Here is a 15,536-nt window from a genome sequence, read left to right as displayed (position 1 = left end):
TCGACGCGGAGCTGCCCCAATTCACGAAGCGTTGAGGTGGCGCGAAGCGTTGAGGTGGCGCGAAGCGTTGAGGTGGTGCCTCAGCGTGGTGGTGGATCGGGATTCCGGCCGTCGCCGCGATCGTCGTGCTCGCCCTCCTCGTCGACGCACGCGATCACCGCGACGTCCGGGTGGTTCGGCATCAGCATCGACGACAGATCCTGCAGCGCGTTGCCGACACCGCCGCGGTGCGTGCGGGGAATCGTGCGGCCGCCCGTCTTCCGCGTGCGGCGGTACGAGCCGATGATCAACGTCAGGACACCGAGCGCGATCAGGGCGAGCCACATCCACCCGGCGGTGCCGGACGGCGTGCGGGTCGTGGTGACCGCGGGCTCGAGCACCACGAGCATGCGAGGCCAGTAGAGCATGCGGGAGGTGGCGGGCTGACGAATCGTCGGCGACAGGGATCGAAATCCCACCGAGCCGCACCTCCTCGGCGTGATCCGTCCATTCTCCCGTTCGAGTGCTCATCGGGCCGCATGGTCGTTGGGCGTGCTGCTGTCCTTCACCCAGGGCTGCGCGGCCGAGGACGGCGCGGACGGCTCGGGCGGCGACACCGAAGCGCCGGACAGCGGGACGTCGGGCTCCGATGGCATCGTCACCCACCTGCCGCCGCCGGTCGCCTACGCGTGTGGTGCCGGCGAGATCGCCGACGATCAGTTCTGTGTCACGTCGTGTCTCGCGGATGCGGATCCGATCGCGAATGGCCTGCAGGTCGAGTGCGCGGCGACGGAGATCGGCACGGACGCGGCGGGCCGGACGACCGAGACCGAGATGCTGCCGTGCGATCCGGGCGGCGTGCTGCCGCCCGGCGCTGCGATGTGCGTCGACGTCCGGATGGACACCGCACGCTCGGCCGAGTGCATCAACGACGACTGGCCGGTGGAGATCGTGGTGGTGCGCGCCGATCCTTCGCAGGTGGGCTGTCGCATCGAGCCGCGGTGTCGGCTCTCGCAGAACCGCGCGATCGATTGCCCTGGCTACGAACCCCCGCCCGACGTGTGCGGCGACGCGGTCTGTGCCCTGGGCGAAGGCTGCGGGGATTGCCCGATCGACTGCGGTGCGTGCAGCGATTACGCGAGCTGTGATGCGCAAGCGGACTGCGGCGAGCCGACGCCGTACTGCGCTGCGCCGCCGCTGTTCGAGAACGGCGGTGGCATGTGCACGGTTGCGTGCGACGAGTTCCATCCGTGCCCCGAGTTCGCGGAGACGGGGACGCGGGCGGCCTGCATGGACGGCATGTGCGTGCTCGAGTGCGACAACGGCGATCCGTGCCCGACGGGCATGGGGTGCGTGGATCTCGGCCCGATCGCGCCGGGCGGAAACGTGCTGGTGTGCATGCCCTGAGCCCCCGCGGAGTTGGTCCCTCCCCGATGGCAGAGTCGCCGCCACAGTGCTTCGGTCGACGCCGTAGACGGGAGGTGGTCATGGTGGGTCGAATCGGTGGGGCGTTGTTGGCGGGCGTGATGGTTGCGGGCGTGATGGTTGCGGGCGTGATGGTTGCGGTGCCCGCGCGAACGCCCCCTCGGTGGCGAGGGCGTGGCGGTGCACGAACGGCCCGAGTGGGGCCGCTGGAGAAATGCGGCCCCGGAGACTTCCGGCGGGCGATGACAACAAGGAGCTGGCGCTAGCGCGGCAGGCTGAACTCGACCGCGATGCGCAGTGTTGCGTCGTCGTCGTCGCCCGCGCCGCAGAGCGACAACATCATGCCGGCTCCCACCCTTCGAGTGACGTAGTCCGGTCCCCACACCCGGTCCGGATCCCAGCTCCACAGGTCATGTCCGAGGGCTCGAAGGTCGGCAACCGCCACCTCGAGGACCGCCTCGGGAGACGGATGATCGAGCAGCCGCGCAGAGAGTATCGACTCGAGTCTCTTGCATCGCTCCGCTGGATCGGTGTCGGCTTGGAACGCGCCGAACGAGAACTCGTCACCCAGCGGCGCGCACTCCGGACGCTTCTCCTCTCGCGCCCATAGCCTGTCCACGTTCCGCCGCGCGATCGCCTCGAGCCAGGCAGCCAGCCGCGAGTGGTCTCCAATGTCTCCCCGGCTGTGTACACTGCTGAACCTCCAGCCGTTGGTCATTCGCGCATCACGAAACAGCTCGAACTCGCACACCGACCCGACGCGAACGGATATGGGCGCACGCCGTCGGACTTCCTCGCCTGCGAGGATTCCTGCGAAGACATCGTTCAGCAGAAGCGTCGTGGCATCGATCGCTGTCGATGCCTCGGACACGACACCCGTCGACAACCGACATCGCCAGCTGTTGCGGCCGAGGTAGCCCGCGCAGCAGCAACCACCGTCCCACGCGATACGGAACGGCTCCTCCGGGTCGCGTTGCATGGGAGCTTACTCGCAGCTGCAGTTCTGGGCCCGCGCCGCCTCGTCGAGACCCGCACTCATGCGCTGCATCGTGCCAGAGCCATCGGCAGGCGCAAACGAGAAACCCGCGGACACGCCTCGATCGCCGACAGAAGCGCGGCGTCACGGGATTGTCATCGGCCGGGCTGCGGACATGGCCAATGCCCGCGATGGGCTCGCCGGCGTGCCCGCGATCGCTGGGATGCGGACGCGTTCGCGTCGCTGGCCGCCAACGAAGTGATGACCGGGCTTGACCGCGTGGCCGCGCTCGGTCGAGGCTGTCGGTGGTCATGACGCGCGAACGTCACACCACGGCGCCGGTCGAGGGGTGGTTGGAGTCGTTGGTGCTGCACGAGCTCGTGCGAGAATGGCACGCGATCAACTGGGCGTTGTTCGGCGAGCGCATGCGGCCGCCGACCTTCGAGCTGGTCGACACCGCGAGCCTGCTCGGCGCGTGGCATGCCGAGCATCGGACGATTGCGATCTCGCGCGAGCTTGCGATGCACGGCCCGTGGGGTGAGACCATCGAGGTGCTCAAGCACGAAGCGGCGCACCAGTACGTCGACGAAGTCCTGGGCGGTGACGCGACCGCCCACGGCGCTCGCTTCCAGGAGGTCTGCCGGCTGCGCGGCATCGATGCGCGTGCGCGAGGGGCCGCGGGCGATGCCGCCGTCGACGGCGCAGCGTCGGGCGAGACCTCGGAGCGCCTGCGCATCGTCGCGCGGGTGCAGAAGCTGCTGGCGTTGGCCGAGAGCTCCAACCAGCACGAGGCGGAGCTCGCTGCGGCCACGGCCCAGCGCATCATGCTCAAGTACAACCTCGAGCTGCAGCGCGCGCCGTCGTCCGACGAAGAACCCTGCGGTCATCTGTGGCTCGGCGACCCGACCGGGCGCGTGCAGTCGCACGAGCGCGCGCTCGCGATGCTGTTGAGCGAGCACTTCTTCGTCCAGGTGATCTGGGTCGGCGCGTACCGACCGCTCGAGGCCAAGCGCGGCTCGGTGCTCGAGGTGTGCGGGCGGCCCGAGAACCTCGCGATGGCCGAGTACGTGCACGCGTTCGTGCTGCGTACGATCGAGCGGCTGTGGCGGGAGCACAAGCGTACTGCGAAGCTGCGGTCGGACCGCGATCGCCGGAACTTCCTCACCGGTGCGGTGCGCGGGCTCGACAAGAAGCTCCGCGCCCAGCGAGCCGGTGCCGAGCAGGAGGGCCTGGTATGGGTCGGCGATGCCGACGTCGACTCGTACTACCGCCGACGGCATCCGCGGATCGTCAACATCAGCTCGCGCGGCAGCGCCCATCGCAGCGGCTACGCCGAGGGCGAGTCGGCGGGCCGGTCGATCGTGCTGTCGCGGCCGGTCGGGACCACGTCGAGCACCTCGACGCCCAAGGCGCTCAAGCCGGGGCGGTAGGCGGCGACCAGCGCGGTCGCCGACTGGACGCCGCCGGATTCTGCCGCAGACTCCGGGCATGCGACGCACCGTGTTGCTCCTCGCGGCACTCGCGGCCGTTGCCTGTGGCACCCGCAAGGTCGACGGCCCGCCGCTGCGCACGGTCGAGCACGTCGAGCTGCAGCGTTACCTCGGCACCTGGTACGAGATCGCCAGCTATCCGCAACGCTTCCAGCGCGGCTGCACTGCCACCACCGCGAACTACTCGCCCGGCGACGATGGCGAGATCGTCGTGCGCAACCGCTGCCGCAAGGGCTCGTTGGACGGCAAGCTCGATGAGGCGGTCGGTCGCGCGCGGGTGGTCGACACCACCAGCAACGCCAAGCTCGAGGTGAGCTTCTTCGGGCCGTTCTGGGGCGACTACTGGATCATCGATCTGGGCGACGACTACGAATACGCGGTGGTCGGGCACCCCAGCCGCGAGTACCTGTGGATCCTGTCGCGCGAGCCGGTGCTGCCGCAGGCGACCTACGACGCGATCCTCGAGCGGCTGCGCGGGCAGGGCTACGATCTTTCGAAGTTGGTGGTCACGCAGCAGCCGAGCTGACGCGCGAACACGCGGTCGATCGCTCGGATCGCCGCGTGTCCATCGCTCGCGTCGCGCGTGCGGGCTACTCGAGGCAGCAAACGGTGATGTGGCCGGTGACCTCGAGCTCACCGGTCGGCACCGACGCGGTGGGATCGCAGCTGCCCCCCACGAGGTTGGGGATCGATCCGACGGGGTAGTCCACGCTGCCGATGCCGCCGGGCGCCGGGACACACCCTTCTTCGTTGAGGTCGAGCTGCACCACGGAACTGCCGCATGCAGTGGAGTAGGGGTACCCGACCAGACTCCCGACCTCACAGCTCGCAGCGAGTGGTCCGCAGGTGCACTCGGTGCAGCCGCGGCCATCCGAGTACGTGGTGTCGAAGCGATGTCGAGCGCTGTAGCCGCCTGGAGGGCAGGTGAGGTCGCCGGCCTGCCAGATGCAGATCGGCGCGTCATCCTCCGGGGGCGCAGCGTGGCACGTCGTGCCCTCGTCGCAGCTGCCGGTGGCGCCCTCGCTGGGCCCGCACAATGCATGGGATCGTCCGAATTCAGGTTCGGGGACGGCGGAGCCCTCGACCGGGACGCATCCGCCCTCTGGCTCGGGTGTACGAAGGAGCCAGACCGTCGATTCGTACCTGCTGATGAGGTTGCAGCCTGGCTCGACGGTGACCGTGTGGATGAGCGTCGAATCGTGACAATCGCCGGGGGTGTCGGCGCGCTGCTCCAACGTCAATTCGGTCGGGCACTGCACCGCGGACGCATCGCAGCTGCAGCTGCACTCGGCTGGCGCGCCCTCGATGCCGTCGTAGGCGAGCGCCTGCACGTCGCGCCACGCACCGCTGCACGTCGGTGCTTCGTCACCTTCGCCGGTCGCCAGGCGGACGGGACCTTGCCAGCCATCGGGTGCGGCGGGCTCGGGGATGCAGGCGCCCGAGCACGGCCCGTCGTCACCCGTGGTCGGGTCAGCGTCGGTCGGGTCGGTGCCGGTCGTCGGCGCATCGCCGGTCGTGGGGTCTCCGGTGGTGCCGCTGCCGGACTCGCCGGCGGAGTCGGCCGCGGCACCGGTCTCGTCGTCGCCGTTTTGCAAGTACGGGTTCGACTCGGTGACTTCGCACGCCCCGAGGCCGATGGCGGGGAGGACAAGCGAGAGGAAGGTGCGTCGGATGGATCGCATGCGGGCACCCACGTCGGCCCAGCGCGGGGCGACGTTGCAGCCCACGCCGGCGTGGCCATGCGGCCGCTAGTACCTCGACACAGCGATAGTGATGGGTCAGAACGCCGTCATGGCCGCGACTCCGCAAGGCGCCGTGCCGCCGGAATACCGGGCGTATTTCAAGGTGCGGCAACGCAGCGAGGCGCGGTCAGGGCGGTGTTATGGCCCGTCACTATCGCTGTGTCGAGGTACTTAGCGACCCGCGAGCAGGCCCTGCGCGCACAGATCGTCGAGCAGCGCGTCGGCCTCGTCGGCCTCGGCGCCGCACCGCACCGCATGGGCAGCCAGCTCGGCGTGCGACCGCTCCCGCTCGGCGAACTGCAGCAGCCGCACCAGCGCCGCCGAGGCGGTGCCAACGTCGATCGAGCCATCAGGCTTCGCTTCGACGATGACGTGCTCGCTGCCGCGTCGCGGGGGCGAGCCGAGCTTCGGTGCACCGGCGGCGATCGTGGCGGCAGGGTCGGGGCCCAGTCGCGCACGCGCCTCGGCGTGAAACCGCAGCGTGCCCTCGGGCAGCACGCACGCGCGCACGCGCGGCGCGCAGACGAGGCCGAGGGCGCGAGGTGGCGTCGCGCGTCGTACCGTCGCCATCGCGGTCTCGAGCACACCGATGCCGCGCTCGCGCTCGCCGATCCACGCGCCGAACGCCAACGCCATGCGCTCGCGCAGGACGATCGATCGACGAAAGCGCGGGCTGGCGAAGAACGCCTGGCAGCGCGTCGGTCCGTGCAGCGCGATGGTCACGGGATACTCGTCGACGAGGGCCGCGAGCGCGCGGCCGCGACGGAACGCGTCGACCGCGAGCGCACGCGGATCGATCGCCTGCAGCAGCGCCTGCTCGCGAACCGAGAGCGCCATCTCGGGGCAGCCGCACGCCAGGCTCGCGGCGTGCTCCGGATCGAACAGCATCGCGACCAGGCTCGACTGCACGAGGTGCGGATCGAGCCGCTCCGGGTCGATCACCGCCACCGCTCGCCCACCTCGCGCAGCATCGCCGCCGCGCGGGGCAGCGGGTTGCGCTCGCACTCGACCACCAACGCGCGCAGGTTGCTCGCGCGCGCGAGCACCTCGTCCAGCAGCGTCCAGGTGTCGTCCAGGATCGTCGGGCCGTGATCGTCGTCGACCCATGCGTAGCCGTCGTGGCTGCGCTCGCGGCCACCCGCGACGTGGACCTCGATCACGCGATCCCACGGCAGCGCGTCGAAGCCGTCGAGCAAGCCGTGCCCGCGGATGCGCTGGAACATACCCAGGTGCGCACAATCGACGAGCAGACCGGTGTCGGCCTGCTCGGCGACCGCGGCGAAGAACTCGAGCAGGTGCATGCGCCCGACGAAGTGCGTGCACGGCGGGTTCTCGGGCAGCACCTCGAGGCCGATCGCATCGCGCAGGCGCACGATGCCCGCGGCCATCGGCCCCACGGCCTCGGGCTCGAGCACCGGGGGCAACAACAACATCTGTCCACGATCGCGGGCGCCGAAGTGCCACAGCCCCGCATCGCCGCACAGCCACGCCGGGCGCAGCGTGGCGGCGCACGCACGCACGTCGGCGAGCCACGCGTCGTCGAAGTCGGCCGGATCGTCGAGGTTGATGTCGAGGAAGTGGTACGTCGTCGCCGCGCCGCTCTCGGCCCACGTGCGCGCGTCGTCGTCGAGGCCCTTGGCGATCTCGACGCCGACCTCGAGGAAGCGCGCGAGCTCGGGGTGCTCGCGGCGCATCGCGTTCGGATCGAGCGCACCATCGGCACGACTGGCGCCGTACTCGGTGCTGAGGCCGAGGCCGAGCCGCGGCAGCGCAGCGGCGCGTTGGAGGAAGCCGTCCGCGGCCATGCGATGCCCCGAAGGCGTCAGCCGCCGCCGACCAGCGCGAGCACCTCGTGCTCCTCGAGCGTGCGGTTGCTGGCCTTGGCGGCCGCGAAGACGCGATCGACCACCGCATCGGCGGGGTCGATGCCGCGGGCCTTCAACCAGTGCACGACGTTGCTGCGGCCGCTGTAGTGACCGATCTCGATCTCTTGCTGACGCCCGAACACGCGGGCGGGCACCGCCGAATACACGCGGTCGGCGAGGTCGAAGTCACCCTTGGCCTCGGCCTTGATGACCGCGGCCGCATGCACCCCGGTCGCGGTGCGAAACGCGTCGCGGCCCGACAGCGGATAGGCGGGGTGGATCGGCACGCCGGTGTACTCGCTGACCTTGGTCACGTACTCGACCAGGCACGACAGGTCGTGCTGCGCCGGGTCGAGCTGCCCGAGCAGGTAGAGGTTGAGCAACAACAGGTCCATCGAGGTGTTGCCGACGCGCTCGCCGATGCCGAGCCCACAGCCGTGCGCTCGATCGACGCCGTACTCGAGGGCGAACAGCGCCAACGGCAGTGCGTGCCCACGATCGTTGTGACCGTGCCAGTCGAGCTCGACGCGATCTTCGGCGCCCACGGCCCGCAGCAGGCTGCGGGTGAAGTTCAACAGGTTGCGCACGCCGTCCGGCGTCGCGTGGCCGCAGGTGTCGCACAGCACCAGCCGCGTCGCGCCGTGATCGATGGCGGTCCGGAACAGCACATCGAGCGTTTGCGGATGCGCGCGCGTGGTGTCCTCGGTCACGAATGACGCCGGCAGGCCGTGCTTCACGGTGAACTTCATCGCGTCGCGCGTCAGGCCCTCGAGCCGCGAGAGCTCCCAGTTCTCGGCCCACGCGCGGATCGGGCTCGAGCCGATGAACGCGGTCACCTCGATCGGCACGCCGACCCGCTGCGAGATGTCCACGATCGGGCGGATGTCGGCCTCCATCGTGCGCGCCGCGCAGTTGGGCTGGATGCGCAGCTTCTCCTCGACGATGAAGCGCGCGAGCAGCTCGACGTCGTGCTGTGCACGAGCGCCGGCGCCGGGCAGCCCGAGGTTCACCACGTGGATGCCGAGGCGGTCCATCAGCCGCACCAGCTCCATCTTCTGCTCGATGCTCGGGTCGGTCACCGAGGGCGACTGCAGGCCGTCGCGTATGCTCTCGTCGACGAACCGCGGCGGCTTGCGCAGCAGCGGCCCGTGCCGATCCTTCTCGTTCCAGTCGTAGACCAGGGCCGCGGAATCGGTCGGCACGGACATCGTCGTCTAGGCCTCCGCCATCACCAGGTCGTTGCGATCGAAGAAGCTCTGCAGCTCGTCCATGAGGCCGTAGAACAGCTCGGTCTCGACGGCATCGTCGCCCTCTTCGTCGGCCTCGTCCTCGGCCGGCAGGAGGTCGCGCATCACGACGATGCCGGTGAGCTCGGCGTCGTCGTTGCCGCGCTTGCGCGTGCCGAGGAAGGCGATGACGTTGCGGGGATCGACGCCGGCCGCGACCTGCTCCTCGCTGGCGCGGGTCTGCACGGTGATGGGCGCGTGCGCGACGAGCTTGAGCAGCGGGTCGGGCAGCTGCTCGAACACGTCTTCGAGTCGCGAGCGCAGCTCCTGCGCCTCGGCGAAGCTGGGCTCCTCGCTGGGGCCGTCTTCGGCCGCGTCGAGCTCGCGGACCTTCTGCATCTGCGCGGTGGCTTCGTCGTGCTTGCCGGCGGTGCCGAGCACGATCGCGAGCTGGTAGTGGAGGTCGGCATCCTCCGGGTCGAGCTCGACGGCCGCGCCGAGATCCGCGATCGCCTCGTCGAGCTTGCCGGCGTGCATGTTCGCCGAGCCGCGGGTGCTGAGGAACGCGGGGTGTCCGTGCAGCTGCGGATCGATCTCGGCGAGCACCTCGAGTGCCTCGTCGGGGTCGTCGCCCGCGAGCCGGATCTGCGCCAGCAACAGGCGCGCGTCGTCGCCCTGCGGCTTGGTCAGGCTGGGCAGCGCGAGCGCGGCGCGGACCTGGGCCTCGGCCTCGTCGAGCTCCTCGCCGGTGAAGAGGCACTCGGCGCAGTCGAGCTGGATGTCGGCGCGATCGGGGGCGCCGTCGGCGGCCTGCATGAGGAAGCCGTTGGCGCGCTCGAGGTCGCCCTGTGCCCACGCGAGCATGCCGGCGAGGTGGAGCACCCGCGGGTGGTTCTCACCGACGCTGCCCTTGCAGTCGTCGAGGATGCTCTCGGCGGTATCGAGCTCGTCGTCGTCGACTGCACGTAGTGCCTGATCCACGAGTGCGTCGACGTCGGTGGTCTTTCCCTTGGCCATGGAGCGCAACACTAGCCGAGAGCCGCATGCACGGCGTCGCGGTGGGTGTGAGCGAGCGCATGCCTCGAGTGCGGCGTGGGTCCGCGCCGCGCGACGCTTCGCGACGCGTCGGCCGCGTGCGGAGTCCTCGCCCGCCAGGTGCCGGCGCGGCCGGTGACAAGCGCGTGTCACTTCGCCCATACTCGCGCGACCAGCAACGACGCGAACGCGGTGCATCCGACGCCGCACGCGTTCGACGACTCCAAGCGAGCGCAAGGTTGACGACCATGGACACCCCGGTTCGATCCAAAGACGCCGATGGCCGCGAGATCCTCGACTCCGTCGTGATCCGATTCGCGGGCGACTCGGGCGACGGCATGCAGCTCGCGGGCATGCAGTTCACGCAGACGACCGCCGTCGCCGGCAACGACCTCGCGACCTTCCCCGATTTCCCCGCCGAGATCCGCGCCCCCGCCGGCACCACCTTCGGTGTGTCGGGCTTCCAGATCCATTTCGCATCCCACGACGTGCTCACGCCCGGCGACGAGCCCGACGTGCTGGTCGCGATGAACCCCGCGGCGCTCAAGGTCAACCTGCGCGACGTGCCGAGCGGCGGGCTCATCATCCTGAACACCGGCGCGTTCACGCCGCAGAACCTCAAGAAGGCCGGCTACGAGAAGAATCCGCTCGAGGACGGCACGCTCGATCCGTACCGCAAGCTCGAGATCGACGTCTCGAAGCTGGTGGTGGCTGCGGTCGAGCCGTTCGGCCTCGGCACGAAGGAGGCGCTGCGCGCCAAGAACGTGTGGACGCTCGGCCTGCTCTACTGGCTGTTCGGTCGTGATCGCACGCCGACCATCGAGTGGTTGAAGAAGAAGTTCGCCAAGCGTCCCGACATCGCCGAGGCCAACATCGCGGCGCTCAACGCCGGCCACGTCTACGGCGAGACCGCCGAGCTGCCAACCGGCGTCGCCGCCTACAAGATCCCCAAGGCCGACCTGCCGCGCGGCCACTACCGCAACATCACCGGCAACGAGGCGCTCGCGTGGGGCCTCGCCACCGCCGGCCGCCTGGCCGAGCTGCCGGTGTTCTACGGCTCGTACCCGATCACGCCGGCGTCGAGCGTGCTGCACTCGCTGGCGGGTCTCAAGCACTACGGCGTGACGACCTTCCAGGCCGAGGACGAGATCGCTGCGATCTGCTCGGCGATCGGTGCATCGTACGCGGGCATCATCGGTGCGACCGCGACCTCGGGCCCAGGCATGGCGCTCAAGGGCGAGGCGATGGGCCTGGCGATCATGACCGAGCTGCCGCTCGTGATCTTCGACGTGCAGCGCGCCGGGCCCTCGACCGGCATGCCCACGAAGACCGAGCAGAGCGACCTGTTCCAGGCGGTGTGGGGTCGCAACGGCGACGCGCCGTTGGTCGTGCTCGCACCGGCGACGCCGGGCGAGTGCTTCTACATGGCGATCGAGGCCGTGCGGCTGGCGATCAAGTACATGACGCCGGTCATCGTGCTGTCCGACGGCTACATCGCCAACGGCGCGGAGCCATGGGCCATCCCGAGCTTCGCGGACCTGCCCAAGATCCCGGTCGCGTTCCGCACCGACCCGGCGGGCTTCCACCCCTACGTGCGTGATCCCGAGACGCTCGCGCGCAACTGGGCCAAGCCCGGCACGCCCGGGCTCGAGCACCGCATCGGCGGCATCGAGAAGAACTTCGCCTCGGGCCACATCAGCTACGACCCCGAGAACCATCAGAAGATGACCAAGACGCGCGCCGACAAGGTGCTCGGCGTGGCCAAGGACCTGCCGCTGCAGAAGGTCGAGATCGGCAACGAGCGCGGCAAGATGGTGGTGGTCGGCTGGGGCTCGACCTACGGCTCGATCCACCAGGCCGTACGTCGTGCCCGCAAAGACGGCCTCGACGTGTCGCACGTGCACGTGCGCCACCTGTGGCCGCTGCCGAGCAACCTCGCCGATCTGCTCGGCGGCTTCGAGCGCGTGCTCGTGCCCGAGCTCAACAACGGCCAGCTCGTGCGTCTGCTGCGGGCCGAGTACCTCATCCCCGCCGACCCGATGGACAAGATCTCCGGCATGCCCTTCCGCGTGGCAGAGCTCGAGCAGGAGATCCGCGTCAAGCTTGCTGCGCCCCTGGTCCGCAACAACCGCCTCAGCTAGAGATCTTCGGAGCCGACCATGGACACCCCCAACAAGCCGCTCACCCAGAAAGACTTCGTCTCCGACCAGGAGGTGCGCTGGTGCCCTGGTTGTGGCGACTATGCGATCCTGGCTGCGATACAGCACACCCTGCCCAAGCTCGGGGTCACGCGCGAGAAGACCGTGTTCGTGTCGGGCATCGGCTGCTCGAGCCGCTTCCCGTACTACATGAGCACGTACGGCTTCCACACCATCCACGGCCGCGCGCCCGCGATCGCGACCGGTGTGAAGCTGGCGAATCCGGAGCTCGACGTGTGGATGGTGACCGGTGACGGCGATGGCCTGTCGATCGGCGGCAACCACTTCTTGCACGTGCTGCGGCGCAACGTCGATCTGCAGATCCTGATGTTCAACAACCGCATCTACGGCCTGACCAAGGGGCAGTACTCGCCGACCTCGCTGGTGGGCCTCAAGACCCCGTCGACGCCGCTCGGTTCGCTCGACATGCCGATCAACCCCTGCCTGCTGGCGCTCGGTGCCAACGGCCGGTTCGTCGCGCGTGGCATCGACACCTCGACCAGCACGCTCGGCGACCTCTTCGTCGCGGCGCACGGCCACCGTGGCAGCAGCTTCATCGAGATCCTGCAGAACTGCCCGGTCTTCAACGACGGCGCGTGGGACAACGTGACCATGCGCGACATCGCCAGCGAGAACCAGCTGTGGGTCGAGCACGGCAAGCCGCTGCTGTTCGGCAAGGACAAGCGCAAGGGCCTGCGTCTGGCACCCGGCGGCAGCCACGTCGAGGTCGTGACGCTCGGTGAAGGCGGTGTCACCGAGGCCGACGTCGCGGTGCACGACCAGACCAATCGAACGCTCGCGTTCTTGCTCGCACAGCTCGCGCTGCCCGACTTCCCGATGGCGTTCGGCGTGCTCTATTGCGACCCCGTGCCGAGCTATGACAGTGCTGTCACGGCCCAGAACGCGACGGCGGTCGAGAAGTCGGGCGCGGGCGACATCGATCGCCTCCTGCGCGGTGGCCACACCTGGCGCGTCGAGTAGCGCGGCGCACAGCGGCGTCGGTGAAACCGAGCGCGGCAGCGGATGACAACGCCGCCTGGGCGGTGCAAGCTCTTGGCGCATCGCGTTCCCAACCCAAGGGGCCGAGTGCGGTCACACCGCCCACGGTGCGGCGCCGAATCAACCACCGGAGCATGCCGTCCGAACCCGACGGAGCCCCCTGTGACGAGGACACTAGCCATGACGAGCATTTCGATGAAGTCCCTGTTCTCCGTGTTCGCGGGTGCGGCCGCGGGCCTCACCCTCGGCTGCGTGATCACGACCAATGGCGGTGGCAGTGACGAGTGCGGCTCGCCGCTTTCGCACAGCCACGAGGTCAACGGCGGTGCCGACTGCAAGTGCGACGCTGGCTATACGTGGGAGAATCCCGACGATCCCAACGACTACGACTGCGAGGAAATCTCCGGCAAGGGCAGCGGCGATGCGGCCTGCGACAACCCGAACAACGTGCTGCAGGGCAACACCTGCTACTGCGCGGTCGGGTACAACTGGTGCTTCCCCAGCGATCCCAACGACTACACCTGCTGCATCGATCCGGCGCAGGACGCTGCGGGCGGCACCGAAGATCCGACGGTGGCCGGCAGCGGCAGCGGTAGCGACGGCAGCACCGGTGGCACCGGCTCCACCACCGACGTCGCCGACAGCAGCGGTGGCGGTGGCACGAGCGGGTTCGAGCCCGATCCCGCCGACTGCGACGCCTCGGCCGATGGCGCGGTGTTCTGCAGCAACCTCGCGGCCGACGGCCCCGAGGGCAGCCGCTTCTGGACCTGCATGTCCGGCGAGTGGGTGGAGATGCCGACAGCCGGTGATGAGTCGTGCAGCTTCGACGGCTACGATTTCGCGTACGGCTGCGTCGACGACGGCACCCAGGTCGGCTTCATCTGCGGCAACGGCAGCGGCGCCGCGTGTGACGGCAGCGCCGATGCCACCTGTGCCGACGCGGACGTCATCAACACCTGTCTCTACGGTCGTCTGACCGAAGACAGCTGCGCTCGCATCTGCAACGAGATCGGTGACGACATGGGCGTCACCTACGACAGCGGCTTCTGCGACGCCGAGAGCACGCCGCCGGATTGCTTCTGCTGCGATGCAGGCGAGATGGACTGCCCGGCCTAGTCGAGCCGCAGCCCTGCATGCCGGCCCGCCCCTGCTCGCGAGAGCTCGGGCGGGCTTTTTCGCGGGTGCAGATCCGGCCCACCGCAGGCGGGCGCCCGCGGATCAGCGCGGCGGGTCGTCGTAGCCGCGCGGCAGCGTCATGCCCAGCCGCCGCAGCCCCTCGGCACCCACGCGAGCGAAGTAGTGCTTGCCGCACACCGGCGCGTACTCGATGTCGCCCAGCACGATCTGCTCGCCCTCGACCACCGCCTTGCCGTCGGCGCTGCGGAGGTTGAAGACGGCCTTGCGGCCGCAGAACTGGCAGGTGACCTTGACCTCTTCGATGCTGTCGGCGAGCTCCAGCAGTCGCAGGGCACCCGGGAACGCACGCGTGCGGAAGTCGGTGCGCAGGCCGTAGCAGATCACCGGGATGTCGAGCGCGAGCGAGAGTACCCGCAGCTGATCGATGATCGCCGGCGACATGAACTGCGCCTCGTCGACGAGCACGCAGTCGATGCCGCGGAAGCGGTCGAGCTCGAACACGGTGTCGTCGGCCACCAGCAGATCCGCCGGCGCCTCCATGCCGGTGCGCGAGGCGATGCGTGCCTGGCCGTAGCGATCGTCGAGTGCGGGCTTGAGCAGCAGCACCTGCTTGCCCTGCTTGCGGTAGTTGTGCGCCACCGCCAGCAGGTTCATGGTCTTGGCGCTCTCCATCGCGCCGTGGCGGAAGTACAGCTTGGCCATCTCGGGAGCTCCGCGGCGGCTAGAAGCGGAACTCGACCACGACCGGCAGGACCTCGATGCCGAACAGGAACCCGCCCTTCTTCTTCACGGAGGCGTCGGCGGCATCGTTGAGCTGCTTGTGGACCAGGAAGCCGATCGGCAGCGCGACGTCCATGCCGAGTCCGAGCTGGTCGATCGGGAAGATGCGCAGACCGCCGCCGGGGCGGATCGAGAACGAGTTGGTGTGGATGCGTTCCTGCCGACGATTGCCGTCGCCGCCTCCGACCTTGGGCAGATCGAAGAAGGTGTAGCCGACAGTGCCGCGCACGTAGGGCACCAACCATGGCCGCTTCTGCAGAAAGAAGCGGTAGGTGTAGCCGGCGTAGACGTCGACGCCGACGACCCCGCCCTCGCCGCAGACGCCGGTGCCCGAGAGGCCGCAGCTCTTCATGCGGAAGTTGTGGTAGTCGCCGCGATCGAACAGCGCCGCCACGCCGACGTGGAACCAGTGGCCCTTGCGGATCTGACGATCGTACTGGAACGCGAAGCGGGCCTTGGGCAGATAGCCGGCGATGCCGAACTGCAGCGGCGCGAGGAAGGAGATCGCGTTGCCCGAGACCACCACCTCGGGCCACTTGTACTTGCCGCTCTTGCCCTTGCCCGAGCTCGACGCGCTGGTGCCCTGGTTGCCGACCTGCACCTGCGCCGAGCCGCCCGCCGGGGCTGCCGAAGCGGTGGCGGCCACGCCCGCGCACGCGAAGGCCACCGCGGGGAGCAGGGCCC

At 69.4% G+C, this 15,536-nt stretch carries 15 protein-coding genes; 6 read left to right on the top strand and 9 right to left on the bottom strand.

All coding sequences use genetic code 11. The features are described from left to right. Positions 1-80 precede the first annotated feature (80 nt). Complete coding sequence (locus tag IPH07_30240) at positions 81-458, bottom strand: hypothetical protein (GenBank protein MBK6921715.1); 378 nt, start codon at positions 456-458, stop codon at positions 81-83. A gap of 73 nt (positions 459-531) precedes the next feature. On the opposite strand from IPH07_30240, the gene IPH07_30235 reads away from it, so the two are divergent. Next, a complete protein-coding gene (locus IPH07_30235; GenBank protein MBK6921714.1) occupies positions 532-1,386 on the top strand; it encodes a hypothetical protein in 855 nt (284 codons plus the stop codon). A 280-nt stretch (positions 1,387-1,666) separates the two neighbouring features. Here the strand turns inward: IPH07_30235 and IPH07_30230 are convergent, their stop codons facing one another. Continuing rightward, positions 1,667-2,383, bottom strand: a complete 717-nt coding sequence (locus IPH07_30230; GenBank protein ID MBK6921713.1) for a hypothetical protein — start codon at positions 2,381-2,383, stop codon at positions 1,667-1,669. 308 nt (positions 2,384-2,691) lie between these two features. Between IPH07_30230 and IPH07_30225 the strand changes: the two genes are divergently transcribed. Together IPH07_30225 and IPH07_30220 are read left to right on the top strand one after the other, a co-directional pair. After that, on the top strand, positions 2,692-3,810 hold the full coding sequence (locus tag IPH07_30225; protein MBK6921712.1) for a DUF2786 domain-containing protein: 1,119 nt from the start codon (positions 2,692-2,694) through the stop codon (positions 3,808-3,810). A gap of 58 nt (positions 3,811-3,868) precedes the next feature. Beyond that, the gene (locus IPH07_30220; GenBank protein ID MBK6921711.1) at positions 3,869-4,396 is read left to right on the top strand and encodes a lipocalin family protein; all 528 of its coding nucleotides are present in this window, start codon (positions 3,869-3,871) and stop codon (positions 4,394-4,396) included. Positions 4,397-4,460: 64 nt separating this feature from the next. On the opposite strand, the gene IPH07_30215 is transcribed toward IPH07_30220, so the two are convergent. The 5 genes from IPH07_30215 to IPH07_30195 all read right to left on the bottom strand — a co-directional run bounded on the left by IPH07_30215 (position 4,461) and on the right by IPH07_30195 (position 9,720). Further along, entirely contained in the window at positions 4,461-5,552 is a 1,092-nt protein-coding gene (locus tag IPH07_30215) for a hypothetical protein (GenBank protein MBK6921710.1), read from the bottom strand. 231 nt (positions 5,553-5,783) lie between these two features. Beyond that, the gene (locus IPH07_30210) at positions 5,784-6,560 is read right to left on the bottom strand and encodes a hypothetical protein (GenBank protein MBK6921709.1); all 777 of its coding nucleotides are present in this window, start codon (positions 6,558-6,560) and stop codon (positions 5,784-5,786) included. Next, on the bottom strand, positions 6,551-7,417 hold the full coding sequence (locus IPH07_30205) for a DUF692 family protein (protein MBK6921708.1): 867 nt from the start codon (positions 7,415-7,417) through the stop codon (positions 6,551-6,553). Before IPH07_30205 ends, IPH07_30210 begins: the two co-directional genes overlap by 10 nt. Before the next feature lie 17 nt (positions 7,418-7,434). Next, the gene (locus IPH07_30200; protein ID MBK6921707.1) at positions 7,435-8,685 is read right to left on the bottom strand and encodes a 2-isopropylmalate synthase; all 1,251 of its coding nucleotides are present in this window, start codon (positions 8,683-8,685) and stop codon (positions 7,435-7,437) included. Positions 8,686-8,691: 6 nt separating this feature from the next. Beyond that, positions 8,692-9,720, bottom strand: coding sequence for a tetratricopeptide repeat protein (locus IPH07_30195; GenBank protein ID MBK6921706.1), 1,029 nt, complete (start codon positions 9,718-9,720; stop codon positions 8,692-8,694). A gap of 266 nt (positions 9,721-9,986) precedes the next feature. Between IPH07_30195 and IPH07_30190 the strand changes: the two genes are divergently transcribed. The 3 genes from IPH07_30190 (at position 9,987) to IPH07_30180 (ending at position 14,051) form a co-directional block, all read left to right on the top strand. After that, positions 9,987-11,879: a 2-oxoacid:acceptor oxidoreductase subunit alpha gene (locus IPH07_30190; GenBank protein MBK6921705.1), complete on the top strand. Its 1,893-nt coding sequence runs from the start codon at positions 9,987-9,989 to the stop codon at positions 11,877-11,879. A gap of 18 nt (positions 11,880-11,897) precedes the next feature. Beyond that, positions 11,898-12,917 carry a 2-oxoacid:ferredoxin oxidoreductase subunit beta gene (locus tag IPH07_30185; GenBank protein ID MBK6921704.1) on the top strand — a complete coding sequence of 340 codons (1,020 nt, stop codon included), beginning with the start codon at positions 11,898-11,900 and terminating at the stop codon, positions 12,915-12,917. A gap of 198 nt (positions 12,918-13,115) precedes the next feature. Next, on the top strand, positions 13,116-14,051 hold the full coding sequence (locus IPH07_30180) for a hypothetical protein (protein ID MBK6921703.1): 936 nt from the start codon (positions 13,116-13,118) through the stop codon (positions 14,049-14,051). 102 nt (positions 14,052-14,153) lie between these two features. Here IPH07_30180 and IPH07_30175 read toward each other — a convergent pair whose 3' ends face one another. Then, positions 14,154-14,774, bottom strand: a complete 621-nt coding sequence (locus IPH07_30175) for a thymidine kinase (protein MBK6921702.1) — start codon at positions 14,772-14,774, stop codon at positions 14,154-14,156. A 19-nt stretch (positions 14,775-14,793) separates the two neighbouring features. Beyond that, positions 14,794-15,519 carry a hypothetical protein gene (locus IPH07_30170; GenBank protein ID MBK6921701.1) on the bottom strand — a complete coding sequence of 242 codons (726 nt, stop codon included), beginning with the start codon at positions 15,517-15,519 and terminating at the stop codon, positions 14,794-14,796. Positions 15,520-15,536 lie beyond the last annotated feature (17 nt).

The organism is Deltaproteobacteria bacterium (assembly GCA_016709225.1).
GTDB classification, from domain to species: domain Bacteria; phylum Myxococcota_A; class Polyangia; order Nannocystales; family Nannocystaceae; genus Xiheibacterium; species Xiheibacterium phototrophicum.
Note: the sequence above shows the minus strand (reverse complement) of the source record. Positions and strands in the feature narration are given on the sequence as shown.

What these genes read in the sequence shown, in the direction of transcription:
- IPH07_30230 (MBK6921713.1), bottom strand. Translation starts at nt 2,383, where the DNA reads ATGCAACGCGACCCGGAGGAGCCGTTCCGTATCGCGTGGGACGGTGGT.
- IPH07_30225 (MBK6921712.1), top strand. Translation starts at nt 2,692, where the DNA reads ATGACGCGCGAACGTCACACCACGGCGCCGGTCGAGGGGTGGTTGGAG.
- IPH07_30220 (MBK6921711.1), top strand. Translation starts at nt 3,869, where the DNA reads ATGCGACGCACCGTGTTGCTCCTCGCGGCACTCGCGGCCGTTGCCTGT.
- IPH07_30215 (MBK6921710.1), bottom strand. Translation starts at nt 5,552, where the DNA reads ATGCGATCCATCCGACGCACCTTCCTCTCGCTTGTCCTCCCCGCCATC.
- IPH07_30205 (MBK6921708.1), bottom strand. Translation starts at nt 7,417, where the DNA reads ATGGCCGCGGACGGCTTCCTCCAACGCGCCGCTGCGCTGCCGCGGCTC.
- IPH07_30200 (MBK6921707.1), bottom strand. Translation starts at nt 8,685, where the DNA reads ATGTCCGTGCCGACCGATTCCGCGGCCCTGGTCTACGACTGGAACGAG.
- IPH07_30195 (MBK6921706.1), bottom strand. Translation starts at nt 9,720, where the DNA reads ATGGCCAAGGGAAAGACCACCGACGTCGACGCACTCGTGGATCAGGCA.
- IPH07_30190 (MBK6921705.1), top strand. Translation starts at nt 9,987, where the DNA reads ATGGACACCCCGGTTCGATCCAAAGACGCCGATGGCCGCGAGATCCTC.
- IPH07_30185 (MBK6921704.1), top strand. Translation starts at nt 11,898, where the DNA reads ATGGACACCCCCAACAAGCCGCTCACCCAGAAAGACTTCGTCTCCGAC.
- IPH07_30180 (MBK6921703.1), top strand. Translation starts at nt 13,116, where the DNA reads ATGACGAGCATTTCGATGAAGTCCCTGTTCTCCGTGTTCGCGGGTGCG.
- IPH07_30175 (MBK6921702.1), bottom strand. Translation starts at nt 14,774, where the DNA reads ATGGCCAAGCTGTACTTCCGCCACGGCGCGATGGAGAGCGCCAAGACC.